The organism is Amycolatopsis sp. NPDC051372 (genome assembly GCF_040682095.1).
Classification (GTDB): Bacteria; Actinomycetota; Actinomycetes; order Mycobacteriales; family Pseudonocardiaceae; genus Amycolatopsis.
This window is the reverse complement of the sequence record NZ_JBFBAF010000015.1, coordinates 169,850-190,189: the sequence shown is the minus strand read 5'-3', so window position 1 is coordinate 190,189 and position 20,340 is coordinate 169,850. Positions and strand designations below refer to the sequence as shown.

At 70.8% G+C, this 20,340-nt stretch carries 20 protein-coding genes; 13 read left to right on the top strand and 7 right to left on the bottom strand.

The features are described from left to right. The first annotated feature begins 187 nt into the window (after window positions 1–187). Entirely contained in the window at window positions 188–1,135 is a 948-nt protein-coding gene (gene coxB, locus AB0M56_RS23615; RefSeq protein ID WP_364179561.1) for a cytochrome c oxidase subunit II, read from the top strand. A gap of 39 nt (window positions 1,136–1,174) precedes the next feature. After that, entirely contained in the window at window positions 1,175–1,597 is a 423-nt protein-coding gene (locus AB0M56_RS23610; RefSeq protein ID WP_220237945.1) for a cytochrome c oxidase subunit 4, read from the top strand. On the opposite strand, the gene AB0M56_RS23605 is transcribed toward AB0M56_RS23610, so the two are convergent. Further along, window positions 1,542–2,486, bottom strand: a complete 945-nt coding sequence (locus AB0M56_RS23605; protein WP_364179559.1) for a DMT family transporter — start codon at window positions 2,484–2,486, stop codon at window positions 1,542–1,544. The two genes, AB0M56_RS23610 and AB0M56_RS23605, sit on opposite strands and share 56 nt — an antisense overlap. Window positions 2,487–2,569: 83 nt before the next feature. Between AB0M56_RS23605 and AB0M56_RS23600 the strand changes: the two genes are divergently transcribed. Beyond that, window positions 2,570–3,541, top strand: coding sequence for a helix-turn-helix domain-containing protein (locus AB0M56_RS23600; protein WP_364179557.1), 972 nt, complete (start codon window positions 2,570–2,572; stop codon window positions 3,539–3,541). 82 nt (window positions 3,542–3,623) lie between these two features. Here AB0M56_RS23600 and trpD read toward each other — a convergent pair whose 3' ends face one another. From trpD to AB0M56_RS23585, 3 genes are read right to left on the bottom strand one after another with little or no spacing between them, the layout of a single operon-like run. Then, on the bottom strand, window positions 3,624–4,673 hold the full coding sequence (gene trpD, locus AB0M56_RS23595; RefSeq protein WP_364179555.1) for an anthranilate phosphoribosyltransferase: 1,050 nt from the start codon (window positions 4,671–4,673) through the stop codon (window positions 3,624–3,626). Between the two features lie 7 nt (window positions 4,674–4,680). Next, window positions 4,681–5,091 carry a hypothetical protein gene (locus AB0M56_RS23590; protein WP_354863944.1) on the bottom strand — a complete coding sequence of 137 codons (411 nt, stop codon included), beginning with the start codon at window positions 5,089–5,091 and terminating at the stop codon, window positions 4,681–4,683. Between the two features lie 60 nt (window positions 5,092–5,151). Beyond that, entirely contained in the window at window positions 5,152–5,577 is a 426-nt protein-coding gene (locus AB0M56_RS23585; protein ID WP_364179553.1) for a ribonuclease E inhibitor RraB, read from the bottom strand. Window positions 5,578–5,672: 95 nt separating this feature from the next. Here AB0M56_RS23585 and AB0M56_RS23580 point away from each other — a divergent pair, with 95 nt between their 5' ends. The 4 genes from AB0M56_RS23580 to AB0M56_RS23565 are packed head-to-tail and all read left to right on the top strand — an operon-like array spanning window position 5,673 to window position 10,014. After that, entirely contained in the window at window positions 5,673–6,299 is a 627-nt protein-coding gene (locus AB0M56_RS23580; protein WP_285969328.1) for a heme-copper oxidase subunit III, read from the top strand. Between the two features lie 54 nt (window positions 6,300–6,353). Further along, a complete protein-coding gene (locus tag AB0M56_RS23575; RefSeq protein WP_364179551.1) occupies window positions 6,354–7,172 on the top strand; it encodes a c-type cytochrome in 819 nt (272 codons plus the stop codon). Continuing rightward, the gene (locus AB0M56_RS23570; protein WP_364179549.1) at window positions 7,169–8,320 is read left to right on the top strand and encodes a ubiquinol-cytochrome c reductase iron-sulfur subunit; all 1,152 of its coding nucleotides are present in this window, start codon (window positions 7,169–7,171) and stop codon (window positions 8,318–8,320) included. The genes AB0M56_RS23575 and AB0M56_RS23570 overlap by 4 nt, the downstream gene beginning before the upstream one ends. Next, window positions 8,317–10,014, top strand: coding sequence for a cytochrome bc complex cytochrome b subunit (locus AB0M56_RS23565; RefSeq protein WP_364179547.1), 1,698 nt, complete (start codon window positions 8,317–8,319; stop codon window positions 10,012–10,014). Before AB0M56_RS23570 ends, AB0M56_RS23565 begins: the two co-directional genes overlap by 4 nt. A gap of 69 nt (window positions 10,015–10,083) precedes the next feature. Here the strand turns inward: AB0M56_RS23565 and AB0M56_RS23560 are convergent, their stop codons facing one another. Both AB0M56_RS23560 and AB0M56_RS23555 read right to left on the bottom strand, forming a co-directional pair. Next, window positions 10,084–10,368 (bottom strand): Lrp/AsnC ligand binding domain-containing protein, encoded by a 285-nt coding sequence (locus tag AB0M56_RS23560; protein WP_220237955.1) that lies wholly within the window; start codon window positions 10,366–10,368, stop codon window positions 10,084–10,086. 52 nt (window positions 10,369–10,420) lie between these two features. Further along, window positions 10,421–12,139 (bottom strand): DEDD exonuclease domain-containing protein, encoded by a 1,719-nt coding sequence (locus tag AB0M56_RS23555; protein WP_364179545.1) that lies wholly within the window; start codon window positions 12,137–12,139, stop codon window positions 10,421–10,423. Between the two features lie 142 nt (window positions 12,140–12,281). Here AB0M56_RS23555 and AB0M56_RS23550 point away from each other — a divergent pair, with 142 nt between their 5' ends. From AB0M56_RS23550 to AB0M56_RS23535, 4 genes are all read left to right on the top strand, one after another. Continuing rightward, on the top strand, window positions 12,282–13,706 hold the full coding sequence (locus AB0M56_RS23550) for an NYN domain-containing protein (RefSeq protein WP_364179543.1): 1,425 nt from the start codon (window positions 12,282–12,284) through the stop codon (window positions 13,704–13,706). 257 nt (window positions 13,707–13,963) lie between these two features. After that, complete coding sequence (locus AB0M56_RS23545; RefSeq protein ID WP_364179624.1) at window positions 13,964–14,155, top strand: hypothetical protein; 192 nt, start codon at window positions 13,964–13,966, stop codon at window positions 14,153–14,155. Between the two features lie 425 nt (window positions 14,156–14,580). Next, window positions 14,581–15,645 (top strand): NlpC/P60 family protein, encoded by a 1,065-nt coding sequence (locus AB0M56_RS23540; protein WP_364179542.1) that lies wholly within the window; start codon window positions 14,581–14,583, stop codon window positions 15,643–15,645. Window positions 15,646–15,750: 105 nt separating this feature from the next. After that, window positions 15,751–16,908 carry a glycosyltransferase family 4 protein gene (locus AB0M56_RS23535; protein ID WP_364179541.1) on the top strand — a complete coding sequence of 386 codons (1,158 nt, stop codon included), beginning with the start codon at window positions 15,751–15,753 and terminating at the stop codon, window positions 16,906–16,908. A 10-nt stretch (window positions 16,909–16,918) separates the two neighbouring features. On the opposite strand, the gene AB0M56_RS23530 is transcribed toward AB0M56_RS23535, so the two are convergent. After that, a complete protein-coding gene (locus AB0M56_RS23530) occupies window positions 16,919–17,545 on the bottom strand; it encodes a uridine kinase (RefSeq protein WP_364179540.1) in 627 nt (208 codons plus the stop codon). Window positions 17,546–17,679: 134 nt separating this feature from the next. Between AB0M56_RS23530 and AB0M56_RS23525 the strand changes: the two genes are divergently transcribed. Together AB0M56_RS23525 and AB0M56_RS23520 are read left to right on the top strand one after the other, a co-directional pair. Next, window positions 17,680–18,849 (top strand): cytochrome P450, encoded by a 1,170-nt coding sequence (locus AB0M56_RS23525; protein WP_364179623.1) that lies wholly within the window; start codon window positions 17,680–17,682, stop codon window positions 18,847–18,849. Window positions 18,850–18,893: 44 nt separating this feature from the next. Further along, window positions 18,894–20,180, top strand: coding sequence for an adenosylmethionine--8-amino-7-oxononanoate transaminase (locus tag AB0M56_RS23520; protein WP_364179538.1), 1,287 nt, complete (start codon window positions 18,894–18,896; stop codon window positions 20,178–20,180). Window positions 20,181–20,340 lie beyond the last annotated feature (160 nt).

Below are 20,340 nucleotides of genomic sequence, written 5' to 3'. Positions count from 1 at the left end.
ACACACCTCAGGGTCTTCGCCGGTCCGGGAAGGGCACAGTATGCCGCGAACCGTGCACCGCGGACCGCATCGGGTGGACGCGCGCGCGTTGTGGTCACCCCTTGGACAGCGGGAACCGTGAACTCGGCTAGGCTCCGCCTGTCACGAAGATCGGTCGAGGAGGCTCTGGGTGAAAGGGCGAGGCGCAGTGGGAAAACCAGCGCGCACCCACGGGAGTAAGCGTGTCGGCCGGGTCGCCGCGCTGGCCGTGCTGGTGGCGCTGACCGCGACGGGCTGCTCCGGGGACGAGATCCTCCGATTCGGCTGGCCGGTCGGGGTCACCCCGCAGGCCGAAGAGATGCAGAACCTCTGGACGTGGACGGTCGTCGCCGCGCTCGCCGTCGGTGTCATCGTGTGGGCCCTGATCTTTTGGACCGCGACGTTCCACCGCAAGAAGAAGAACTCTGCGGTCGAGGGGCCTGACGACCTCCCGCGGCAGTTCCAGTACAACATCCCGCTCGAGATCTTCACGGTCGTCGTCCCGACGATCATGGTCTGCGTGCTGTTCTTCTTCACCGCGACGACCGAGAGCAACGTCCTGGACAAGAAGCCCGACCCGGACGTGACCGTCGACGTGGTGGCCTTCCAGTGGAACTGGGAGTTCAAGTACGACGACGCGAACGCGAAGCGTCCGGACGGCAGCCAGGTCAGCACCGTCGGTTCCTCCGGCGAGATCCCGCTGCTGGTGCTCCCCACGAACAAGACGATCGAGTACCGCCTCCGGTCCACCGACGTCATCCACTCGTTCTGGGTCCCGGAGTTCCACTTCAAGCGCGACGTCTTCCCGGACCCCGAGAAGAACAACCAGGACAGCTCCTTCCAGAACTCGATCGACCGCGAAGGCTCCTTCGTCGGCCGGTGTGCGGAACTCTGCGGCACGTACCACTCGGTGATGAACTTCGAGGTCCGCGCGCTCTCGCCGGACAAGTACGACCAGTACATCAAGCTGCGCACGGAAACGAACCCGAAGACGGGCCAGCCGAACACGGCTTCCGAGGCGCTGGCGGCGATGAACTGCGGCGAGCTGTGCACCCCGCACGCGGTGACCACGCAGCCGTTCAACACCGACCGCACCGCGCGTACCGCGTCCAACTGACCGGTTCCGGCGAACCAGAGGAGTAGGGGAGAAAGTCCCATGAAGGTCGAAGCCCGGATTTTCTACATGGTGGCGGCGTTCGCCGTCGTCATGGCCGTCATCTACTGGGTCATGACCGCCCTCTACGCGACCGACCAGAAGGCCGAGCCCGTCGGCATCGTCTCGCTATTCCTGACCGGTGGTCTCGCGTTCCTCGCGGGCAGCTACATGCAGTTCGTGTCCCGCCGGATCGAACCGCGCCCCGAGGACCGCGAGGACGCCGAGATCAGCGACGGTGCGGGCGAGCTCGGCTTCTTCAGCCCGGGCAGCTACTGGCCGATCGCCATGGCGGCCTCGGCCGCGCTGGGTGGTCTCGCGCTCGCGTTCTTCCACATCTGGCTGCTGGTCATGGCGCTCGTCGCCCTGCTCATCGCCGTGGGCGGGCTGGTGTTCGAGTACCACACGGGTCCGAACCACGAGTGACGCTTTCCCCGGCCGTTCGCGACCGGGACCTGCCGCCGCGCTGGGGTGCCAGCGCGGCGGCGAGCACCGCCAACATGCCCAGGCCCTCCGGCCACGACAGCCGGTGGCCGAACGCCAGCACGTCCACCACCACCGCGACCACCGGGTAGAGGTAGGACAGCAGCGCCACCGTCGTGGTGGGCAGCTTGCCGATGCTCGCGTACATCAGCACGTACATCACCGCCGTGTGCACGGTGCCGAGCAGCACCAGCCACAGCAGCCCCGGAACCGAGTGCGGTAGCGGCGTGAACGCCAGCGCCGGGGCCAGCAGTACCGTCCCCACCGCCAGCTGCACCGCCGCGAGCAGGTGCGGGCGCACGTGGGTGAGCTGCTTCGCCACGAACGACGTGCCGGCGTAGAGCACCGCCGCGCCCAGCGCGAGCGCGATCCCCGCGAACCGCACCGGTTGCCCGTCGTCGCCGTGCGCCGAAAGGGAGATCACCACCACGCCGGCGAACGCGAAGCCCGCCCGCGCCAAGTGCGTCTTCGCGACTTTTTCACCCAGGAACGCCGCCGCCAGACCCACCAGGATGAGCGGCTGCGTGTGGTACACGACGGTGCTCACGCCGATCGACGACAGCGTGTACGACGTGAACAGCAGCACCCAGTTGGCCACCAGCAGCACGCCCCCCAGCGCGGCCAGCAGCAGGTCGCGCAGGGACGGTCGCCAGCTGCGCAGATAGCCGCGCGCGAGGCACCACACCACGAGCAGGACACCGCCGACGAGACAGCGGGCGAACGCGACGGCGGGCGCGGCGGCACCGCTTTCCAGCACTACCGCGCCGATCGTGCCCGACAGGGCCATGGCGGCCGACCACTGCAGGACCGGGCGGGTTTCGGGGTTTTTCATGCCTCACAGATTCGGCCCGCGAGCCCCGCGCGAACAGTGTCAGAGATGACAACGACCGCAAAACTTGTGACACGCTGGGGTGCGTGGATGTGCAACGGGTCGCGGTGGTGCTGGCCGACCGGGTCTCACCGTTCGAGCTGGGCGTCGCGTGCGAGGTGTTCGGCACCGACCGCAGCGCGGACGGAATCGAGGGCTGGGAGTTCGGCGTGTGCTCGCCGAAGGGGGCCGAAAACCACACAGTGGACACCTGGTCCGGTTTCGGGCTCACGGGACTGTCCGGATTGGACTTCGCCGCGTCGGCCGATCTGCTGATCGTGCCGACGTGCGAACCGCGCATGGTGGCGCCGCCGGAACCGGTTCTGGAGGTCCTCCGGGACGCCAGGGAGCGCGGCGCGTGGGTCGCCGGTTTCTGCGCAGGTGTGTTCTCCCTCGGCTACGCGGGCCTGCTCGACGGCCGCCGCTGCACGGTGCACTGGGTGTACGAACAGGACTTCCGCAGGCTCTTCCCGAAGGCCCTTGTGGACCCGCAGGCGCTGTACGCGGACGACGACGGCGTGTCGACGAGCGCGGGCACCGTCGCGGCCGTCGACCTGTGCCTGCACCTCGTGCGGCGGCTGCGCGGCGTCGCGGCGGCCACCACGCTCGCGCGGCGGATGGTCGCGGCGCCGCACCGCGCGGGCGGGCAGGCGCAGTTCGTCGAGGCACCGCTGCCCGCCACCGCCTCGCCGGACGACGCCGTGGTCGCCGAGGCGCTGGAGTGGGTGGAACGGCGGCTGGACCGGCCGTTCACGGTCGCGGAGCTCGCGCGCCGCAGCGGGCTGGGGGAGCGGACGTTCCTGCGCCGGTTCTCCGCCGCCACGGGCACCACGCCGCACCGCTGGCTCACCGAACGCCGGCTCGACCGCGCGCAGGCGCTGCTGGAGGAGGGCCGGCTGTCCGTCGAGGACATCGCGACGGCCTGCGGCTACGCCTCAGCGGCCGCGCTGCGCCACCAGTTCACGCGCCTGCGGGCCACCACCCCGAGCGCCTACCGCGCGGCTTTCCAGGGCTCCTGAGCCGCTTTTGTCCCCGGCACCGCTCCCGCGCACGACGAAGGCGGCACCGGAAGATTCCGATGCCGCCTTCGTCGTGGTCGGGTCAGCGAGACGCCGAGGAGAACTTGATCCAGCGCTCCAGCAGGGCCGCCGCCGCGCCGGAGTCGATGGCGCGGTTGGCCTGCTCCAGCCCGGTGGCCAGATCGTCCTCCAGCGAACCGGAGAAGCCCCGGAACGCGGCGAGCGCGGCTGCCGCGTTGAGCACCACGGCGTCGCGCACCGGACCGGTCTTGCCGGCCACGAGCTGGCGCACCACTTCGGCGTTGGCGGTCGCGTCGCCGCCGCGAAGGTCCTCGGCCGTGGCGCGCGGGATGCCGAGCGCGCCGGGGTCGAAGCTGCGTTCGGTCACAGTGCCGTCCGAGACCACCCAGACCGACGTGGTCGTGGTGGTGGTGATCTCGTCGAGGCCGTCGTCGCCGCGGGCCACGAGCACCGAGAAACCGCGCTGTGCGAACACTTCCGCCAGCACGCGGGTCTTGTCCGCGTACGCGCAGCCGATCAGCGCGCTGCGCGGCTGGGCCGGGTTGGTGAGCGGGCCGAGCAGGTTGAACGTCGTCGGCACGCCCAGCTCCCGCCGCGGCGGCCCGGTGTGGCGAAACGCCGGGTGGAACGCGGGCGCGAAGCAGAAGCCGATGCCGATCTCACGCAACGACCGGTGCACCGCGTCCGGCGGCAATTCGATCGCGACGCCGAGCGTCTCCAAAACGTCGGCCGCGCCCGACTTCGACGAAGCGCTGCGGTTGCCGTGCTTGGCCACGGGCGCGCCCGCGGCCGCTGTGACGATCGTCGCCATCGTGGAGATGTTGACCGAGTTGGACCGGTCGCCACCCGTGCCGACGATGTCGACGGCGGGCGCGTCCAGCTCGATGCGGCGCGCGTGCGCCAGCATCGCCTCGGCCATGCCGGAGATCTCCTCCGGCGTCTCGCCCTTGGCGCGCAACGCGATCGCGAACCCGGCGATCTGCGCCTGCGTGGCCGCCCCGGACATGATCTGGTCCATGGCCCAGGCCGTGTCGTCGGCGGACAGGTCCGAGCGCCCGATCAGCTGCGTCAGCAGGCCGGACCAGGTGTGGGGGACCGGGGTGGTGCCCATCCCCGGCTCAGCCGTTGACGGCGGGCACGCGCCCGGCGCGCAGCACGCCGGCGACGGTCTCCGCCGCGGTCAGCGGGTCGAGTGGGTGCACCAGCACGGCGTCGGCCTGCGACCAGGTGGCGAGCCAGCGGTCGTCCTTGCGCCGCACGGCCACCACGATCGGGGGGCAGTCGGTGATCTCGTTCTTGAGCTGGCGGGTCAGGCCGATGCCGCCGGTGGGCTGGGCCTCGCCGTCGAGGATCGCGAGGTCGACGGTGCCGGCGTCCACCTCGGACAGCACGTCGGCGATCCCGGCCGCCTCGACGTACTCCACGCGGCCCAGGTCGGCGGCGGGCCGCCGGCCGACGGCGTTGATGATCGCGTCGCGGACCTCGGCCTTGTGGCTGAACACCAGGATCCGCTTCGTCTGCTCGCCCATTGAGCACGCCTCCGTCTCGTCACGGGTGGAACTTCGCGATCGTATCGGCCGAGATGCATCTCACGCGGACGCGGTGGGCGACTCACCCGGTTGCCGCGCGTCCCAGCCGAGCGCGTCGCCGCCGAGGCGCTGCGCCAGACCGGCCATTCGCGACCGTTCCTGGGCGCAGTGCAGGGCGTCGAGCACCTGCACCCGCAGGGCGTGGACCAGCACTCGGTCGCCGTCGGGACCTTGCTCGCGCAGCTCCCACCCGTCCTGGGCGAGGATCGCCGCCGCCTCGGCCACGCGCTCGGGCGGCAGGCTCAGGTGGTGGACGAAGACCGCGGGGGCGGACGCGACCCAGCCGGGTGAATTCGTGAGCACGGCCGAGTCCGCCACGGCGGGGTCGAACGCCTCCGCGACGATCACCAAACCGGGTGCATCAGGCGTCAGAGCGGGACTTTCGCGCTTTCGGGCCAGGTCACGAAGCCGACCGAGCAAACTCACGAGTAGCTCCTGCCTGTGCCGGGTTCGGGTGTGATGCGAAGCTCCCACGACCCGCCGTGGACCCGAAGGGCGGGGTGCCCGCGCGGGAGGACATAATGCGATCCGTGACAACGGCAGCTCCCACCATCAGCCAGCGGGTCCACTCGCTGAACCGGCCGAACATGGTCAGCGTCGGCACAGTCGTGTGGCTGTCCAGCGAACTGATGTTCTTCGCCGGACTGTTCGCCATGTTCTTCACCGTCAAGGCGCAGAACGCGGCCGGCGCACCCTGGCCGCCGCCCCTGCACGGCGAGGAATTCCACCTCAACATCCCGTACGCGATCCCGTTCACGGTGATCCTGGTGCTGTCCTCGCTGACGTGCCAGTTCGGCGTGTTCGCCGCGGAGCGCGGGGACGTCTACGGGCTCCGGCGCTGGTACATCGTCACGTTGATCATGGGCGCGATCTTCGTCGCGGGCCAGGCCAACGAGTACCACAACCTGGTGAACGAGGGACTCACGATCCCGTCCGGCCCGTTCGGCACGGTGTTCTACCTCGCCACCGGTTTCCACGGCCTGCACGTGATCGGCGGGCTCATCGCGTTCGTGTACCTGCTGATCCGCACCAAGCTCAGCAAGTTCACGCCCGCGCAGGCCACCTCGGCGATCGTCGTGTCGTACTACTGGCACTTCGTCGACATCGTGTGGGTGGGCCTCTTCGCGGTGATCTACATCCTCCCCTGATCCCGCCCGCCGCCACCACCATCGGCCTGAACTGACAGCAAGGGTTGCCGCAAGATGACCACCAGCAAGAAGTCCCCGGAGCGCCGGTTCCGCGCGCGTTCGAAGCTGCGCAGGCGTTTCGCCGGCCTGCTCGCACTCGGTGTCGCGCTGGTGGGAGCCGGCGCCCTGTACGCCGTGTTCGCGCCCGAGCCCCAGACCGCGCAGGCCCAGGGCGACCCGGCTCTGCTGCGGCAGGGCGAGCAGGTCTACAACAACACCTGCATCGAGTGCCACGGCAAGAACCTCGAGGGCGTGCAGGACCGCGGTCCGAGCCTCATCGGCGTCGGCGACGCGGCCGTGTACTTCCAGACCTCGTCCGGTCGCATGCCTGCCGCGCGCCAGGAGGCGCAGATCGAGCGCAAGCCGCCGAAGCTCACGCCGAGCGAGATCGACGCCGTCGGCGCCTTCGTGCAGGCCCACGGCGGCGGCGCGCAGCGCCCCGACGAGACCGGTGCCGCGCTGCGCGGCAGCGACCCGGCGCGCGGTGGCGAGCTGTTCCGCCTCAACTGCGCGTCGTGCCACAACTTCACCGGTCGCGGTGGCGCGCTCTCCGCGGGCAAGTACGCGCCGAACCTCGACCCGGCCACCGAAGAGCAGATCTACGACGCGATGCTCACGGGGCCGCAGAACATGCCGAAATTCTCCGACCGGCAGCTCAACCCGGAGGAGAAGAAAGACATCATCGCTTATGTAAAGTCGGTGTCAGACGGCAACAACAACCCGGGTGGTAACGGCCTCGGCGGGTTCGGTCCCGCTTCCGAAGGCCTTATCGCTTTCGTCGTCGGAATTGTCGCGCTCGTGGGCATCACACTGTGGATTGGATCGAAGGCATGAGTGCCGAAGGGCCCCAGCCGCCCTCGGAGGCGGAACTGGCCAAGATGGACCGCGACCAGCTGCTCAAGCTGGGCGGTCAGCTGGACGGCGTCGAGATCGTCGACTATCCGGAACCGTGGCCGGTCAAGGACACCCGCGCCGAACGCCGCGCGCAGCGGCTCGTCGCGTTCTGGTTCGCCCTGTCCGCGCTCGCGGGCCTGGCGTTCGTCGTGGTCGTCGCGTGGCCGCACTGGTGGGAGTACAAGGACCCGAGCGACGCGAGCGGGCACGCCACCTACAGCCTGTACACCCCGGCGCTGGGCGTCACGCTCGGCATCGCGGTGCTCGCGCTCGGCATCGGCGTGATCCTGTACACGAAGAAGTTCGTGCCGCAGGAGAACGCGGTGCAGCAGCGCAGCGACGGCCCGTCGGCCGAGGTCGACCGCGCCACGATCCTCGCGCACCTGGCCGACGCCGGGGCCCGCAGCACCATCGCCCGCCGGTCGCTGATCAAGCGCACGGCCGGCGCGAGTGCCGGTGTGCTGGGTCTCGCGGTCGCGGCCCTGCCGCTGGCGTCCTTCATCAAGGACCCGTGGAAGGACACCGACAACGAGAACTCGCTGTGGCACACCGGCTGGCAGCCGCAGCACCCGGGTGAGGTCGTCTACCTGCGCGCCAACACCGGCAGCCTGGACGACGACGTCGAAAAGGGCGTGACCCTGCTGCGCGTCGAAGACCTCGACGCCGGCGGCATGGAGACGGTGTTCCCGTACCGCAAGACCGAGGCGGGCAACCGCGAGGCGCTGGCCGCCGCGCTGACCCGCGTCGACAACCCGGTGATGCTCATCCGGCTGCGCCCCACCGACGCCGCGCGCGTGGTGAAGCGGAAGGGCCAGGAGGACTACAACTTCGGCGACTACTACGCGTACACGAAGATCTGCAGCCACGTCGGCTGCCCGACCTCCCTGTACGAGCAGCGCACGAACCGCATCCTCTGCCCGTGTCACCAGTCGCAGTTCGACGCCCTGCACTACGCCAAGCCCATCTTCGGCCCGGCGACGCGTCCGCTGGCTCAGCTGCCGATCACGGTTGACTCAGAGGGATACTTGATCGCACGGGGCGACTTCAACGAGGCCATCGGTCCGGCCTTTTGGGAGCGTAAGTCATGAGCTCACTGACCACGCCCACCAAGGGCACGAGCGCGCTGGAGCAACACCTCGGCGAGGCCGCGGACAATGCGGACCAGCGGTACAAGCTGGCCAAGGGCCTGCGTCACCAGATGAACAAGGTCTTCCCCACGCACTGGTCGTTCCTGCTGGGCGAGATCGCGCTGTACAGCTTCATCATCATCCTGCTCTCGGGTGTGTACCTGACGCTGTTCTTCGACCCCTCCATGCAGGAAGTCACCTACCACGGGAGCTTCCAGAACCTGCAGGGCGTCGAGATGTCGCAGGCGTTCCGCACCACGCTGGACATCTCGTTCGACGTGCGCGGCGGCCTCTTCGTGCGCCAGCTGCACCACTGGGCGGCGCTGATCTTCGTCGCCTCGATGATGATCCACATGTTCCGGATCTTCTTCACCGGCGCGTTCCGCAAGCCGCGTGAGGCCAACTGGATCATCGGTGGCCTGCTGCTGGTCCTGGGCATGTTCGAAGGCTTCTTCGGCTACTCGCTCCCGGACGACCTGCTCTCCGGTACCGGTATCCGCGCGACGCTGTCGGGCATCGTGCTCTCCGTGCCGGTCATCGGCACCTGGATCCACTGGGCGCTGTTCGGCGGCGAGTTCCCGGGCGACCAGATCATCCCGCGCCTGTACACGCTGCACATCCTGCTGATCCCGGGCATCATGCTCGCGCTGATCGGTGTGCACCTGGCGCTGGTCTGGTACCAGAAGCACACGCAGTTCCCGGGCGTGCGGCGCAAGGAGACCAACGTCGTCGGCGTGCGCATCATGCCGTACTTCGCCCTCAAGGGCGGCGCGTTCTTCACGCTGGTCACAGGTGTCATCGCGCTGATGTCGGGCCTGTTCCAGATCAACCCGGTGTGGAACTTCGGGCCGTACAACCCCTCGATGGTGTCGGCCGGCTCGCAACCCGACTTCTACATGGCCTGGGCCGACGGCATGCTGCGCATCTGGCCCGCGTGGGAGGTCTACCTCGGGAACTACACGATTCCGGCGGTGTTCTTCCCCGGCGCGGTGGGCATGCCGCTGCTGATCGGGCTGCTGCTGGCGTACCCGTTCCTGGAGCGCAAGCTGTCGAAGGACAACGCGGCGCACAACCTGCTCCAGCGGCCGCGCGACGCACCGGTCCGCACCGCGCTGGGCATGATGGCGCTCGGGTTCTTCCTGGTCATCGAGCTGTCGGGCTTCAACGACATCATCGCCGACCAGTTCGACATCTCGCTGAACGCCACCACGTGGGCCGGCCGCATCGGCGTGCTGATCCTGCCGCCGATCGCCTACTACATCACCTACCGGATCTGCCTGGGTCTGCAGCGGGCCGACCACGAGGTGCTGGAGCACGGCGTGGAGACGGGCATCATCAAGCGCCTGCCGCACGGTGAGTTCATCGAGGTCCACCAGCCGCTGGGCGGCGTGGACGGCCACGGCCACGCGGTGCCGCTCGAGTACCAGGGTGCGCCGGTGCCGAAGAAGATGAACAAGCTCGGCACCGCCGGGCACGCCGTCCCCGGCTCGCTCTGGACCGCGGACCCGCCGGAGGAGTCGGCCGCTCTCGAGCGCGCTGCCCACGAAGGCAACGGCGACGGGCACGGCCAGGCCGCCGAAGGCGACACCTCCAAGCTGGGCAGCCCGCAGCTGACCAGCGCCCAGCCGTCGGATTCGCGCGGCTCCGGGCACTGAGTTCCCGCTGACACGGCGAAGGCCCCTCCACCCGTCTCGGGTCGGAGGGGCCTTCGCCGTTCGCAGGTGTCAGGCGCCTTCGACGCCGATCTCGAACGCGGAGTCCGTGTCGGCCCGTGAGTACGAGCGGAACGCGATGTGCGTGACGGTGTCCAGCACGCCGCTCACCTTGCCGATGCGGCCGGGGATGAGGTCGGCCAGGTCCTCGTGGGCCTTCACGCGCACAGTGGCGATCAGGTCGACGTCACCGGCGCACGAGTAGACCTCGTTGACCCCTTCGAGGTCCGCGATCGCCTGTGCGGCCTGCGGGATCTCCTCGGCCTCTACGTTGATCAGCACGATCGCCGTGATCACAGCGTTCCTCCACTCCCTGGCGGTACCCGACGAGCGCTGATCGTAGCCTTCATCACCCCGCCACCCGCTCCAGCGTCCGGGCACCGGCGGCCAGATCGAGCCAACCACGCCACCCGGCGACGGCGGTGGGTTCGGCCCAGGGCCGCGTGGTGCGCACGAGCCGCACGCCGGGCCGGGCGAGCCAGCGCAGCAGCACCGTGACTTCTTCTCCCGACGAGCCGCGCAACGGCCCTTCGCCGGGCAGCACCGTCTCCGCGGCGGCGACCAGGTGTTCCACCACCGGCATCGGCGGGACTCCGCGGCGGGCGACGCCGGCGGACGCCAGGCGGCCGTGGCGGATCACGGAGAGCTCCCAGCCGCCGTTGCCGTCCGGGTTGGCGGCGATGAGCTCGGCGATGTCGGCGAGCGCGGCTTGCCGGTGGGACCGGCCGACGGCACGCACGAGGTCCGCCAGCTCGTCGCGATGGCGTGCGGCCTGCTCGTAGTGCCGGCCCTCCGAGAGCCGGTCGAGCTGAGCCGCGGCGATCTTCAGGGGACGCCCGTCGTGACCGGAGATGAGGTCGCGGGCGGCCACGACGGCGGGGGAGTAGTCGTCCACGCTCTGGCGGCCGGCGCACGGCGCGCCACAGCGGCCCAGCTCGGCGAGCACGCACGGGGTCGCGGAGCCGCCGCGCGCCGAGATTCGCATCGTGCACGTGCGCAGCCCGGCGGCGCCCGCGAGCGTGTCGGCGGCCGTGCGGGCATCGGCCTGGCTGCGGAAGGGGCCGAGGGTGCCTTCGCGCGGCAGCCGGACCACGGACAGGCGCGGGAAGGCCTCGTCGGTGAGCCCGACCCACCACGCGTGGTGCGGGTTCTTCGAGCGCCGGTTGTACATCGGCCGGTGGGCCGCGATGAGCCGCAGCTCGCGGATCTCGGCTTCCAGCGAGTGGGCGCATTCGATGGCCTCCACGCGTTCGGCCAGCGCCACCATCTCGCGGATGCGCCCGCGGCTTTCCGAGCCCGTGAAGTACTGCCGCACGCGCCGGCGCAGATCCCGCGCGGTGCCGACGTAGAGGACCTCCTCGCGGGGGCCGCGAAACAGGTACACGCCGGGCCGCGCCGGCAGGTCGGCCGCGAGGTGGCGTTTGCGCCGCTGCGCGGTGGTCACCTCGGGCAGGTAGTCCACGAGCTCTTCGACCGTGTGCACGCCGACGTTGCCGACCCGCTCCAGCAGCGCGTGGAGGACGTCGACGGTGGCACGGGCGTCGTCGAGCGCGCGGTGCGTGGGCCGGGTGCGGGAGCCGAGCAGCATCGCCAGGTTCGAAAGCCGGTAGCTGCGGGCCTCCTCGCGCGGGATCACGCGCCGGGCGAGCTTCACCGTGCAGATCACCGTGGCGCGCGGCCAGACGTAGCCGTGGCCTTCGCAGGCGGCCCGCATGAAGCCCGTGTCGAACCCCGAGTTGTGGGCCACGAGCACCGCGCCGGAGATGAACTCGAGGAACGCGGGCAGCACGCGCTCGATGCGCGGCGCGTCGTAGACCATCGCCTGCGTGATGCCCGTGAGCTCCACCACCTGCGGCGGGATCGGCGAACCCGGGTTCACCAGCGTCGCGAACTCGGCCACCACCTCACCGCCGCGCACCTTCACGGCCCCGATCTCGGTGATCGCGTCCGGTCCCGGCTTCGTGCCCGTGGTCTCGAGGTCGAAGACGACGAACGTGATGTCCCGCAACGGGGTGCCGAGCTCGTCGAAGGCCAGCTGCGCCTGGCCGGGCCGCGGTCGGGTGTCCATGATCGCGCACCTTAGGACCGCCCACCGACAATCCCGGACGGCGCGATCCGTGTGACGGGTGTGGCGCGGGTGCCTGGTGGGGTGGGTCCCACGTCCGGTGACCAGCGGCGCGCGATCCGGCCCTGGGGCCTACCCTGGTCCAATGCACCCCCAGCCCGTGGATCCGGTCGCACCCGAGGAGGCCGCCGGCCCCTCGGCCGTGCCGGCGCGGGCTGACGCGACCGCGGTGCCGGCCGAGACCGGCGCGGCCGAGATCCCCGAAGCCGACACGGCGGCGCCCGAGCCCGCTTCCTGGACGGGCCTGCCGGACGCCGTGCGCGAGCGCATCGCCGAGCTGGCGGCCACCGCCGTCGCGAAGCTGCCGCCCACCGACGTGCCGCGGCAGCTGCGTCCCGTCGCGAAGTTCGCGCCCGCGAAGCGCGCGAAGCTCGGCGGCGCGGCGTTGCTGGCCGCGCTGGGCGACTCCGCGCAGTTCCGCACCGCCGTGATCGAGTGGCTGCGCGAACACCGCACCGACGCGCTGGATCCCAACGCCGCCGATTCCGTCGTCGGCGCGGCCGCCGCCGTGCTGCTGGGGGAGTCGGGCGCGGCCGGGCGCGTGCGGCTCGTCGCGAAGAACGCGGAAGAGACGGCGCTGCGGGCCGAACGCGACGCCGCGCTGGTTCGGAACCAGAAGCTCGAGGCGGAGCTCGCCGAGCTGCGGGGGGAACTGGACCAGGCGCGCGGCGCCGTGGAGGCCGCTCGCGGCGAACGCGAGGCCGAGGTCGAGAAGCTGCTGCGCCGGTTGCGTGAGCAGGGTGTGCAGCTGCGCAACGCCCGCGACGCAGCCGAGCAGGCCCTCGCCGAGGTCGCGCGCGGCGGCACGGCGAAGGCCGAGGAGATCGACGCGCTGACCACGCAGCTGGACCGCGAGCGTCGCCGCGTGGCGGCCGAGCGCGCGCGGGCGGAGCGGGCGGTCGCCGATGCGGAGATCGCCCGTCAGTCGGCTCGTGAGGCCCGGGAAGCCGACGAGGTGCGCCTGGCGCTGCTCGTCGACACGATCGACGGTGCCGTGACCGGTCTGCGCCGCGAGCTGATGCTGAGCGACCGCGGCGCGCGGCCCGCCGACATGGTGCGCGGCGCCACGTCGGGGCTCGGCCCGGGCGGGCGCGTGCAGGACGTCGGGGCGCTCGACCGCTACCTCGCGCTACCCAACGTGCACCTCATCGTCGACGGCTACAACGTCACCAAGACCGGCTACCCCGAGCTGGCGCTGGCCGACCAGCGCGACCGGCTCATCCACCAGCTCTCCGCCCTCGCCGCGCGCACGAGCGCCGAGGTCACGGTGGTGTTCGACGGGGCCGGCGTGCTGTCCGTGCCGGCGTCGGTGCCGCGCGGCGTGCGCGTGCTGTTCTCCGACCGCGGCGTGCTGGCCGACGACGTGATCCGCTCGATCGTGGCGGCCGAGCCGAAGGGCCGGCCGATGGTCGTCGCGACATCCGACCGGGCGGTCGCCGACTCGGTCCGCGCGACCGGTGCGCACTCGGCGCCCTCGGCGGTGCTGGTCAGCCGCCTGAGCCGCGTCTGAGACCCGTCCGGGGGACGGCTGAGGCCGGCGGGACGGAAACTGTCGGTGGTGGCTCCTACCGTGCGTCCCAGGAAGCACGACAGCCAATTTGCGGTGAGGAGCCTCCCGTGACCGAGAACACGAACCACCACCCGCCCGACTGGACCGACTTCGACGAACCGGCCGATCGCGACCTCGATCTCGGCAGCGTTGATTTCGGCGACGTCGATCTCGGCAGCGTCGATCTCGGCGAGGTCGACCCGGCGGACCTCGACACGCTGGTCGTCGACTGCGACCGCTGCGCCGTGCGGGGCCACGCGTGCCACGACTGTGTGGTGAGCGTGCTGCTCGGCCCGCCGGTCGCCCTGGCGTGGGACGCGGACGAACGGCGAGCCATCGACGCGCTCGCCGAGGCGGGGATGGTGCCCCGGCTGCGCTTGGTTTCGGAGCCCGAACGTAAGCCAGCGTGACACTTGTGGGTGATAACGACGCGACGAGTGGTCGATCTAGTCGGATGAACGGTCGGTAGCGAATTCACGCAATTCTGACACCACAGAGTATGACCGCGATCACACAAACCCTCCCTCGCTGGTCCGATGGTGTTTCGGCGAACTACGGAGAGTTTTTATGTGGGGCCCGGTGGACGCGGTGACGGTCTTTTCGTAACCTGTCCGAGATCTCGCGGCCAGCAGTCGTCGGCAAGACGGCGACGCGAGATCGCCGCCGGAAAAGGCTTTGTCGGGGAGCCAACACCGGAACCACACCGTGCGCGTGAGGCTGTTGCAGTGAAACGCGGCCGGAACGCGCGGGGTGGACGCAGCGAAGAGGGCCCCCGACCTCTTCGGCGTCACGAGGTTCCGACGGCGGCCCGACAGCAAAGGAGACACGCGCGACCGTGCAGTCGCATCCAGTGAAGCGCGTGGTGTCAGGTGCCCTCGCGGCAGCTTCGGTGATCGCCATGGTCACCATCGCCCAGCCCTCGGCCACGGCCATCGCAGCTCCCATCCCCGCCCTTCAGACCCCGCCCGACTCCGGCTCGAGCGCCCTCGCGAAGTACCGCGATCTGGCCTCGCAGGCCGAAAAGGCCAACGAAGACCTTCTCAAGGCCCAGGACGACCAAGCGGCCCGCCAGAAGGACCTCGACAAGGCCAACGCCGACGTCGAGAACGCGAAGAAGTCCGCGCAGCAGGCCGAGAACAACGAGAAGCTCTACCGCGTCGACGTCGACAAGTTCGCCGGCGCCTCGTTCCTCAGCGGCGTGCAGATGAACAAGCTCTCGGCGCTGCTCGCGGGCACATCGACGCAGGAGTTCCTCGAGCGCTCTTCCGCGCTGGACCAGATCGCGTCCCAGAAGGACGCCGCGCTCGACGCGCTGGCCGGTGCCGTGAAGCAGGCTCAGGACGCCACGAAGCAGGCCGCCGACGCCGCCAAGCGCGCGACGGACGCCCGTGACGCGGCCGCGAAGCTCGCGAACGACATCAAGACCAAGCAGAAGACGCTCAACGACCAGATCGCGGAGCTCAAGAAGACCGAGCCGGAGCTGTCGTCGCTGGACCAGGCCCTGCGCGGCGACAAGGGCAGTGACGCGCCCGTGAACATCAAGGCGCCCGGGCCCGCGGCCCAGGCGGCCGTGGACGCGGCGCTGAGCCGGCTCGGCGACGCCTACGTGTGGGGCGCCACCGGACCGAGCACGTTCGACTGCTCGGGCCTGATGCAGTGGGCCTACCGGCAGGCGGGCATCACGCTGCCGCGTTCGAGCCGGGAGCAGTCGACCTTCGGCACCCCGATCCCGCGCAGCCAGCTCCAGCCGGGCGACCTGGTATTCTACTACACCCCGGTCTCCCACGTGGGCATGTACATCGGCGAAGGCAAGATGGTGCACGCTCCGACCACCGGCGACGTCGTGAAGATCTCGCCGCTGCAGAGCCAGTACGTGGGCGCCCGCCGCCCCAGCAGCTGAGCAGCAACCCTTCCCTGACGACGGGGCGGTACCGCGCACGCGGTGCCGCCCCGTCGTCGTTGGTGGGCCCACAGCGCCGGCGAGCGTGCCCAGTAGCCTGCCCGTGTGCTGAGGACGCTGCTCGTGACCAACGACTTCCCGCCGCGGCCCGGGGGGATCCAGAACTACCTCAACTCGCTGGCCACGCGGCTTCCGGCCGACGACCTGGTGGTCTACGCGCCGTCGTGGGAAGGGAAAGCCGGCTCGCACGTCGACTTCGACGCCGAGGCGCCGTTCGAGGTCGTGCGGCACCCGACGTCGCTGATGCTGCCGACGCCCGACGTGCTGCGCCGCGCGAAGCAGATCATGCGGGCCCGCGACTGCGAAGCCGTGTGGTTCGGTGCGGCCGCGCCGCTGGCGCTGCTGGGGCACCCGCTGCGCCAGGCCGGCGCGAGGCGGGTCGTCGCGTCCACGCACGGGCACGAGGTCGGCTGGTCGATGCTGCCGGGTTCGCGCCAGGCGCTGCGGCGCATCGGCGACACGGTCGACGTGCTCACCTACGTCAGCAAGTACACGCGCCGCCGCTTCGGCGCGGCGTTCGGGCCGATGGCGGGGCTCGAGATGCTGCCGTCCGGCGTCGACACCACGCTCTTCGCACCCGACGCGGGGGCGCGCGAGGAGATCCGCGCGCGCCACGGCCTGGGCGACCGGCCGACGGTCGTGTGCGTTTCGCGGCTCGTGCCGCGCAAGGGCCAGGACATGCTCATCCGCACGCTGCCGAAGCTGCGCAAGCGCGTGCCGGACGTGGCGCTGCTGCTCGTCGGCGGCGGTCCGTACCGCAAGCGGCTCACGGAGCTCGTCGCCGAGCTCGGCGTGGCCGGCAACGTGGTCATCACCGGCTCCGTGCCGTGGGCCGAGCTGCCGGCGCACTACAACGCGGGCGACGTCTTCGCGATGCCCGCGCGCACCCGCGGCAAGGGGCTCGACGTGGAGGCGTTGGGGATCGTCTACCTGGAGGCGTCGGCGACCGGCTTGCCCGTGGTGGCCGGCACGTCGGGCGGCGCGCCCGAGGCGGTGCTCGACGAGGTGACCGGCCACGTCGTGGACGGCCGTGACGTCGGCCAGCTGCGCGACACCCTCGAGGCCCTCCTGGCCGACCCCGTACGGGCCCGGCGAATGGGCGAGGCGGGGCGCGCGTGGGTCGCGGAGAACTGGCGCTGGGATGTGATGGCGCAGCGCCTGTCCGGCCTGCTGGACGGCGATCCGGTCGCCGCCGTGCGCTAGGTCGACGAAGTCAGGGCTCGTACACGGCCGGGTGCCGCGGGTCGTCGACACGGACGGTGACGTCGGCGAGCGCGCTCGGGTCGACCTCCGACTCGTACCGCTCGTACGCGGGCAGCGCCCACGCGTCGTCGTCGGGCAGGCGGCGGTGCAGCGCGGCGGGGGAGAGCCACAGGTGCACCACGAGGTCGAACGCGAGGCCGGCGCCGAGCAGGAACTCGCCGTTGACGAGGACCACGCCGCCTTCGGGCACGGGCACGCGCGCCATCCGCGTGGCGCGGTCGCGCTCGGTGTCCCACAGTGCCGGCAGCACCTCGCCGCTGCCAACGCCGGCGAGCGGGTCGAGAACTTCCCGCCGCAGGGCGCCGAGGTCGAGCCAGTCGGTGTAGCGCGCGTCGGGGTTGCGCTTGCCGTGCTCGAACCGCAGCGACGCCGGGCGCAGGAACCCGCGTGCGGGTATACGGACCGCGGCGCGGCCCAGCAGCCGCAACGGGTCCACGAGCGCGTCGGCGAGGCCCGCGGTGTCGGTGGCACCGTCGGCGCCGTCCACGGCGACCGCCAGCCGGCGGTGCGGCAGGGCCGCGACGCGCTCGGTCAGCTCGGCGGCCAGGACGTCGGGGGAGATCGGTCGGTAGCGCACGGAAACCCATCCTGCCCTCGGGCCACACGCAGCACACCGGTGCGTGGGCATACTGGGGAGCACGTGACCAATCAGACGGAAACCTTGGGGGCGAAGTGGCCGTCGGAGAAATCCCCGTGATAGACGACGAGTTCATGCAGCACACGCACGAGACGCTGAGGCACTTGCACGAGCGAGGCGCCGTGTGCCCGATCCGGATGCCGCGCGGCACGCCGTCGTACCTCGTGACCGGCTACGACGAGGCGCGGGCGCTGCTCGCGGACCCGCGGCTGAGCAAGGACAACCGTGGCGCCTACGACCTGATGATCGCGAAGGTCGGGGCCGAGAACATCAATCGGAACTTCGGTCAGCTGCTCGGCGCGCACATGCTCAACACCGACCCGCCGGACCACTCGCGGCTGCGCAAGCTCGTGAACAAGGCCTTCACCCCGCGCGCGATCGCCGGGTTGCGTCCGCGGATCGAGCAGATCACCACGGAGCTGCTCGACGCGATGGCCGAGCACGAGCAGGTCGACCTCATGGCGGCGTTCGCCGGCCCGGTGCCGATCACCGTGATCTGTGAGCTGCTCGGCGTGCGCGAGGCGGATCGCGGCGAGTTCACCGGCTGGTCCAACATCCTGCTGGGTGCGGGCGACGTCGAGGAGATGCAGGCGGCTGCGATCGCCATGCACACCTACCTCGTGGCGCTCGTCGCGCAGAAGCGCGCGGAACCGGGCGAGGACCTGCTGTCCGGGCTCGTGCACGTGACCGACGAGGGCGACTCGCTGAGCGAGGAAGAGCTCGTCGCAATGGCGTTCCTGCTGCTCGTCGCGGGCCACGAGACCACCGTGAACCTGATCGGCAACGCGGTGCTGGCGTTGCTGCGCGCGCCTGAGCAGCGCGCGAAGCTGGTGGCGGACCCGTCGCTGATGCCCGGCGCCGTCGAGGAGTTCCTGCGTTTCGACGGGCCCATCAACATCGCCACCCTCCGCTACACCGTCGAGGACGTGGAGGTCGGCGACCACAAGATCCCCGCGGGTGAGTTCGTGCAGGTCTCGCTCCTCGCCGCCAACCGGGACGAGGGCCGCTTCCCCGACCCGGACGACCTCGACGTCACACGCGCAGCCGGCGGCCACCTCGCCTTCGGCCACGGCATCCACTACTGCGTCGGCGCCCCGCTGGCGCGCATGGAGGCGGAGATCGCGCTCACGGCGCTGCTCGCGCGGTTCCCGCAGCTGCGAGCGGCCGTGCCGGAGGAGGACCTGGTCTACCGCACGAGCCCGCTAGTGCACGGCGTCAAGACGCTGCCCGTGCTACTCCGCTGAGCTCTTGTGCGCGGAGCGGGCGGGGCGGCACGTAGGGTCGGCGCGTGGAAACCAGCCCCGAACACCTGCTCGCCCTCGACGCCGCGCACGTGTGGCATCCGTACGCGCCGATGCCGGGACGGGTGACGCCGCTGCTCGTCTCCGAGGCGAGCGGGGTGCGGCTGAAGCTCGCGGACGGCCGCGAGCTCGTCGACGGCATGTCGTCGTGGTGGGCGGCGGTGCACGGCTACCGGCACCCGGTGCTCGACGCGGCGCTGGCCGAGCAGGCCGGGCGGATGAGCCACGTGATGTTCGGCGGCCTCACGCACGAGCCGGCGATCACGCTCGCCAAGACCCTGGTGGACCTCACGCCCGAGGGCCTCGAGCACGTGTTCCTGTGCGACTCCGGCTCCGTCTCGGTCGAGGTCGCCGTGAAGATGTGCCTGCAGTACCAGCGTTCGCGCCGGTTGCCGGAGAAGCGGCGGCTGCTCACGTGGCGCGGTGGCTACCACGGTGACACGTTCACGCCCATGAGCGTCTGCGACCCCGACGGCGGCATGCACTCGCTGTGGCGCGGAGTCCTGCCGGAGCAGGTGTTCGTGCCCGAACCGCCGGCCGGCTTCGACGCGCCGGTTGACCAGTCCTATGTGGACACTCTCGCCGCCGCGCTGGAGAAGCACGCGCACGAGCTGGCCGCGGTGATCGTGGAACCGGTGGTGCAGGGCGCCGGCGGCATGCGTTTCCACCACCCCGGCTACCTGCGTGCGCTGCGCGAGCTCACGCGCGAGCACGACGTGCCGCTGGTGTTCGACGAGATCGCCACCGGCTTCGGGCGCACGGGCCGGATGTTCGCGGCCGAGCACGCCGGCGTTACGCCCGATGTGCTGTGCCTCGGCAAGGCGCTCACCGGCGGCTACCTCACGATGGCCGCGGCGCTGTGCACGCCCGAGATCGCCTACGGCATCGCGCGCGGCGACCTGCCGGTGCTGGCCCACGGGCCGACGTTCATGGGCAACCCGCTGGCCTCCGCCGTCGCCAATGCGTCGCTCGGGCTGCTGGTCGAGGGCCGGTGGCACGCGGACGTCTCGCGGATCGAGGCGGGGCTGCGGCGCGGTCTCGAGCCGGCGTGGGACCTGCCGAACGTGCGCGATGTGCGGGTGCTCGGCGCGATCGGCGTGCTGCAGCTCGACCACGAGGTCGACCTCGGCGTGGCCACTGACATCGTGACGGCGGAGGGCGCGTGGCTGCGGCCGTTCCGCGACCTCGTATACGCGATGCCGCCGTACGTCACGGACGACGCGGACCTGGCCGTGATCACCGGCGCGATGCTCGCGGCGGCTGAAAAAGCCTGAATTCACCTGGTCGAGTGTGACCGCGGCCATAAGACACGGGCTGTATACCGTGAGTCACGTAAAGTCGCCGGAACTCTGGGGTTTCCACGCGATCAGGTCTGGGCCGCTTCGTGAGCGTCTGACGGATTGGTGAGCTTTGCCGGAAACGTCCTAGTTCTCC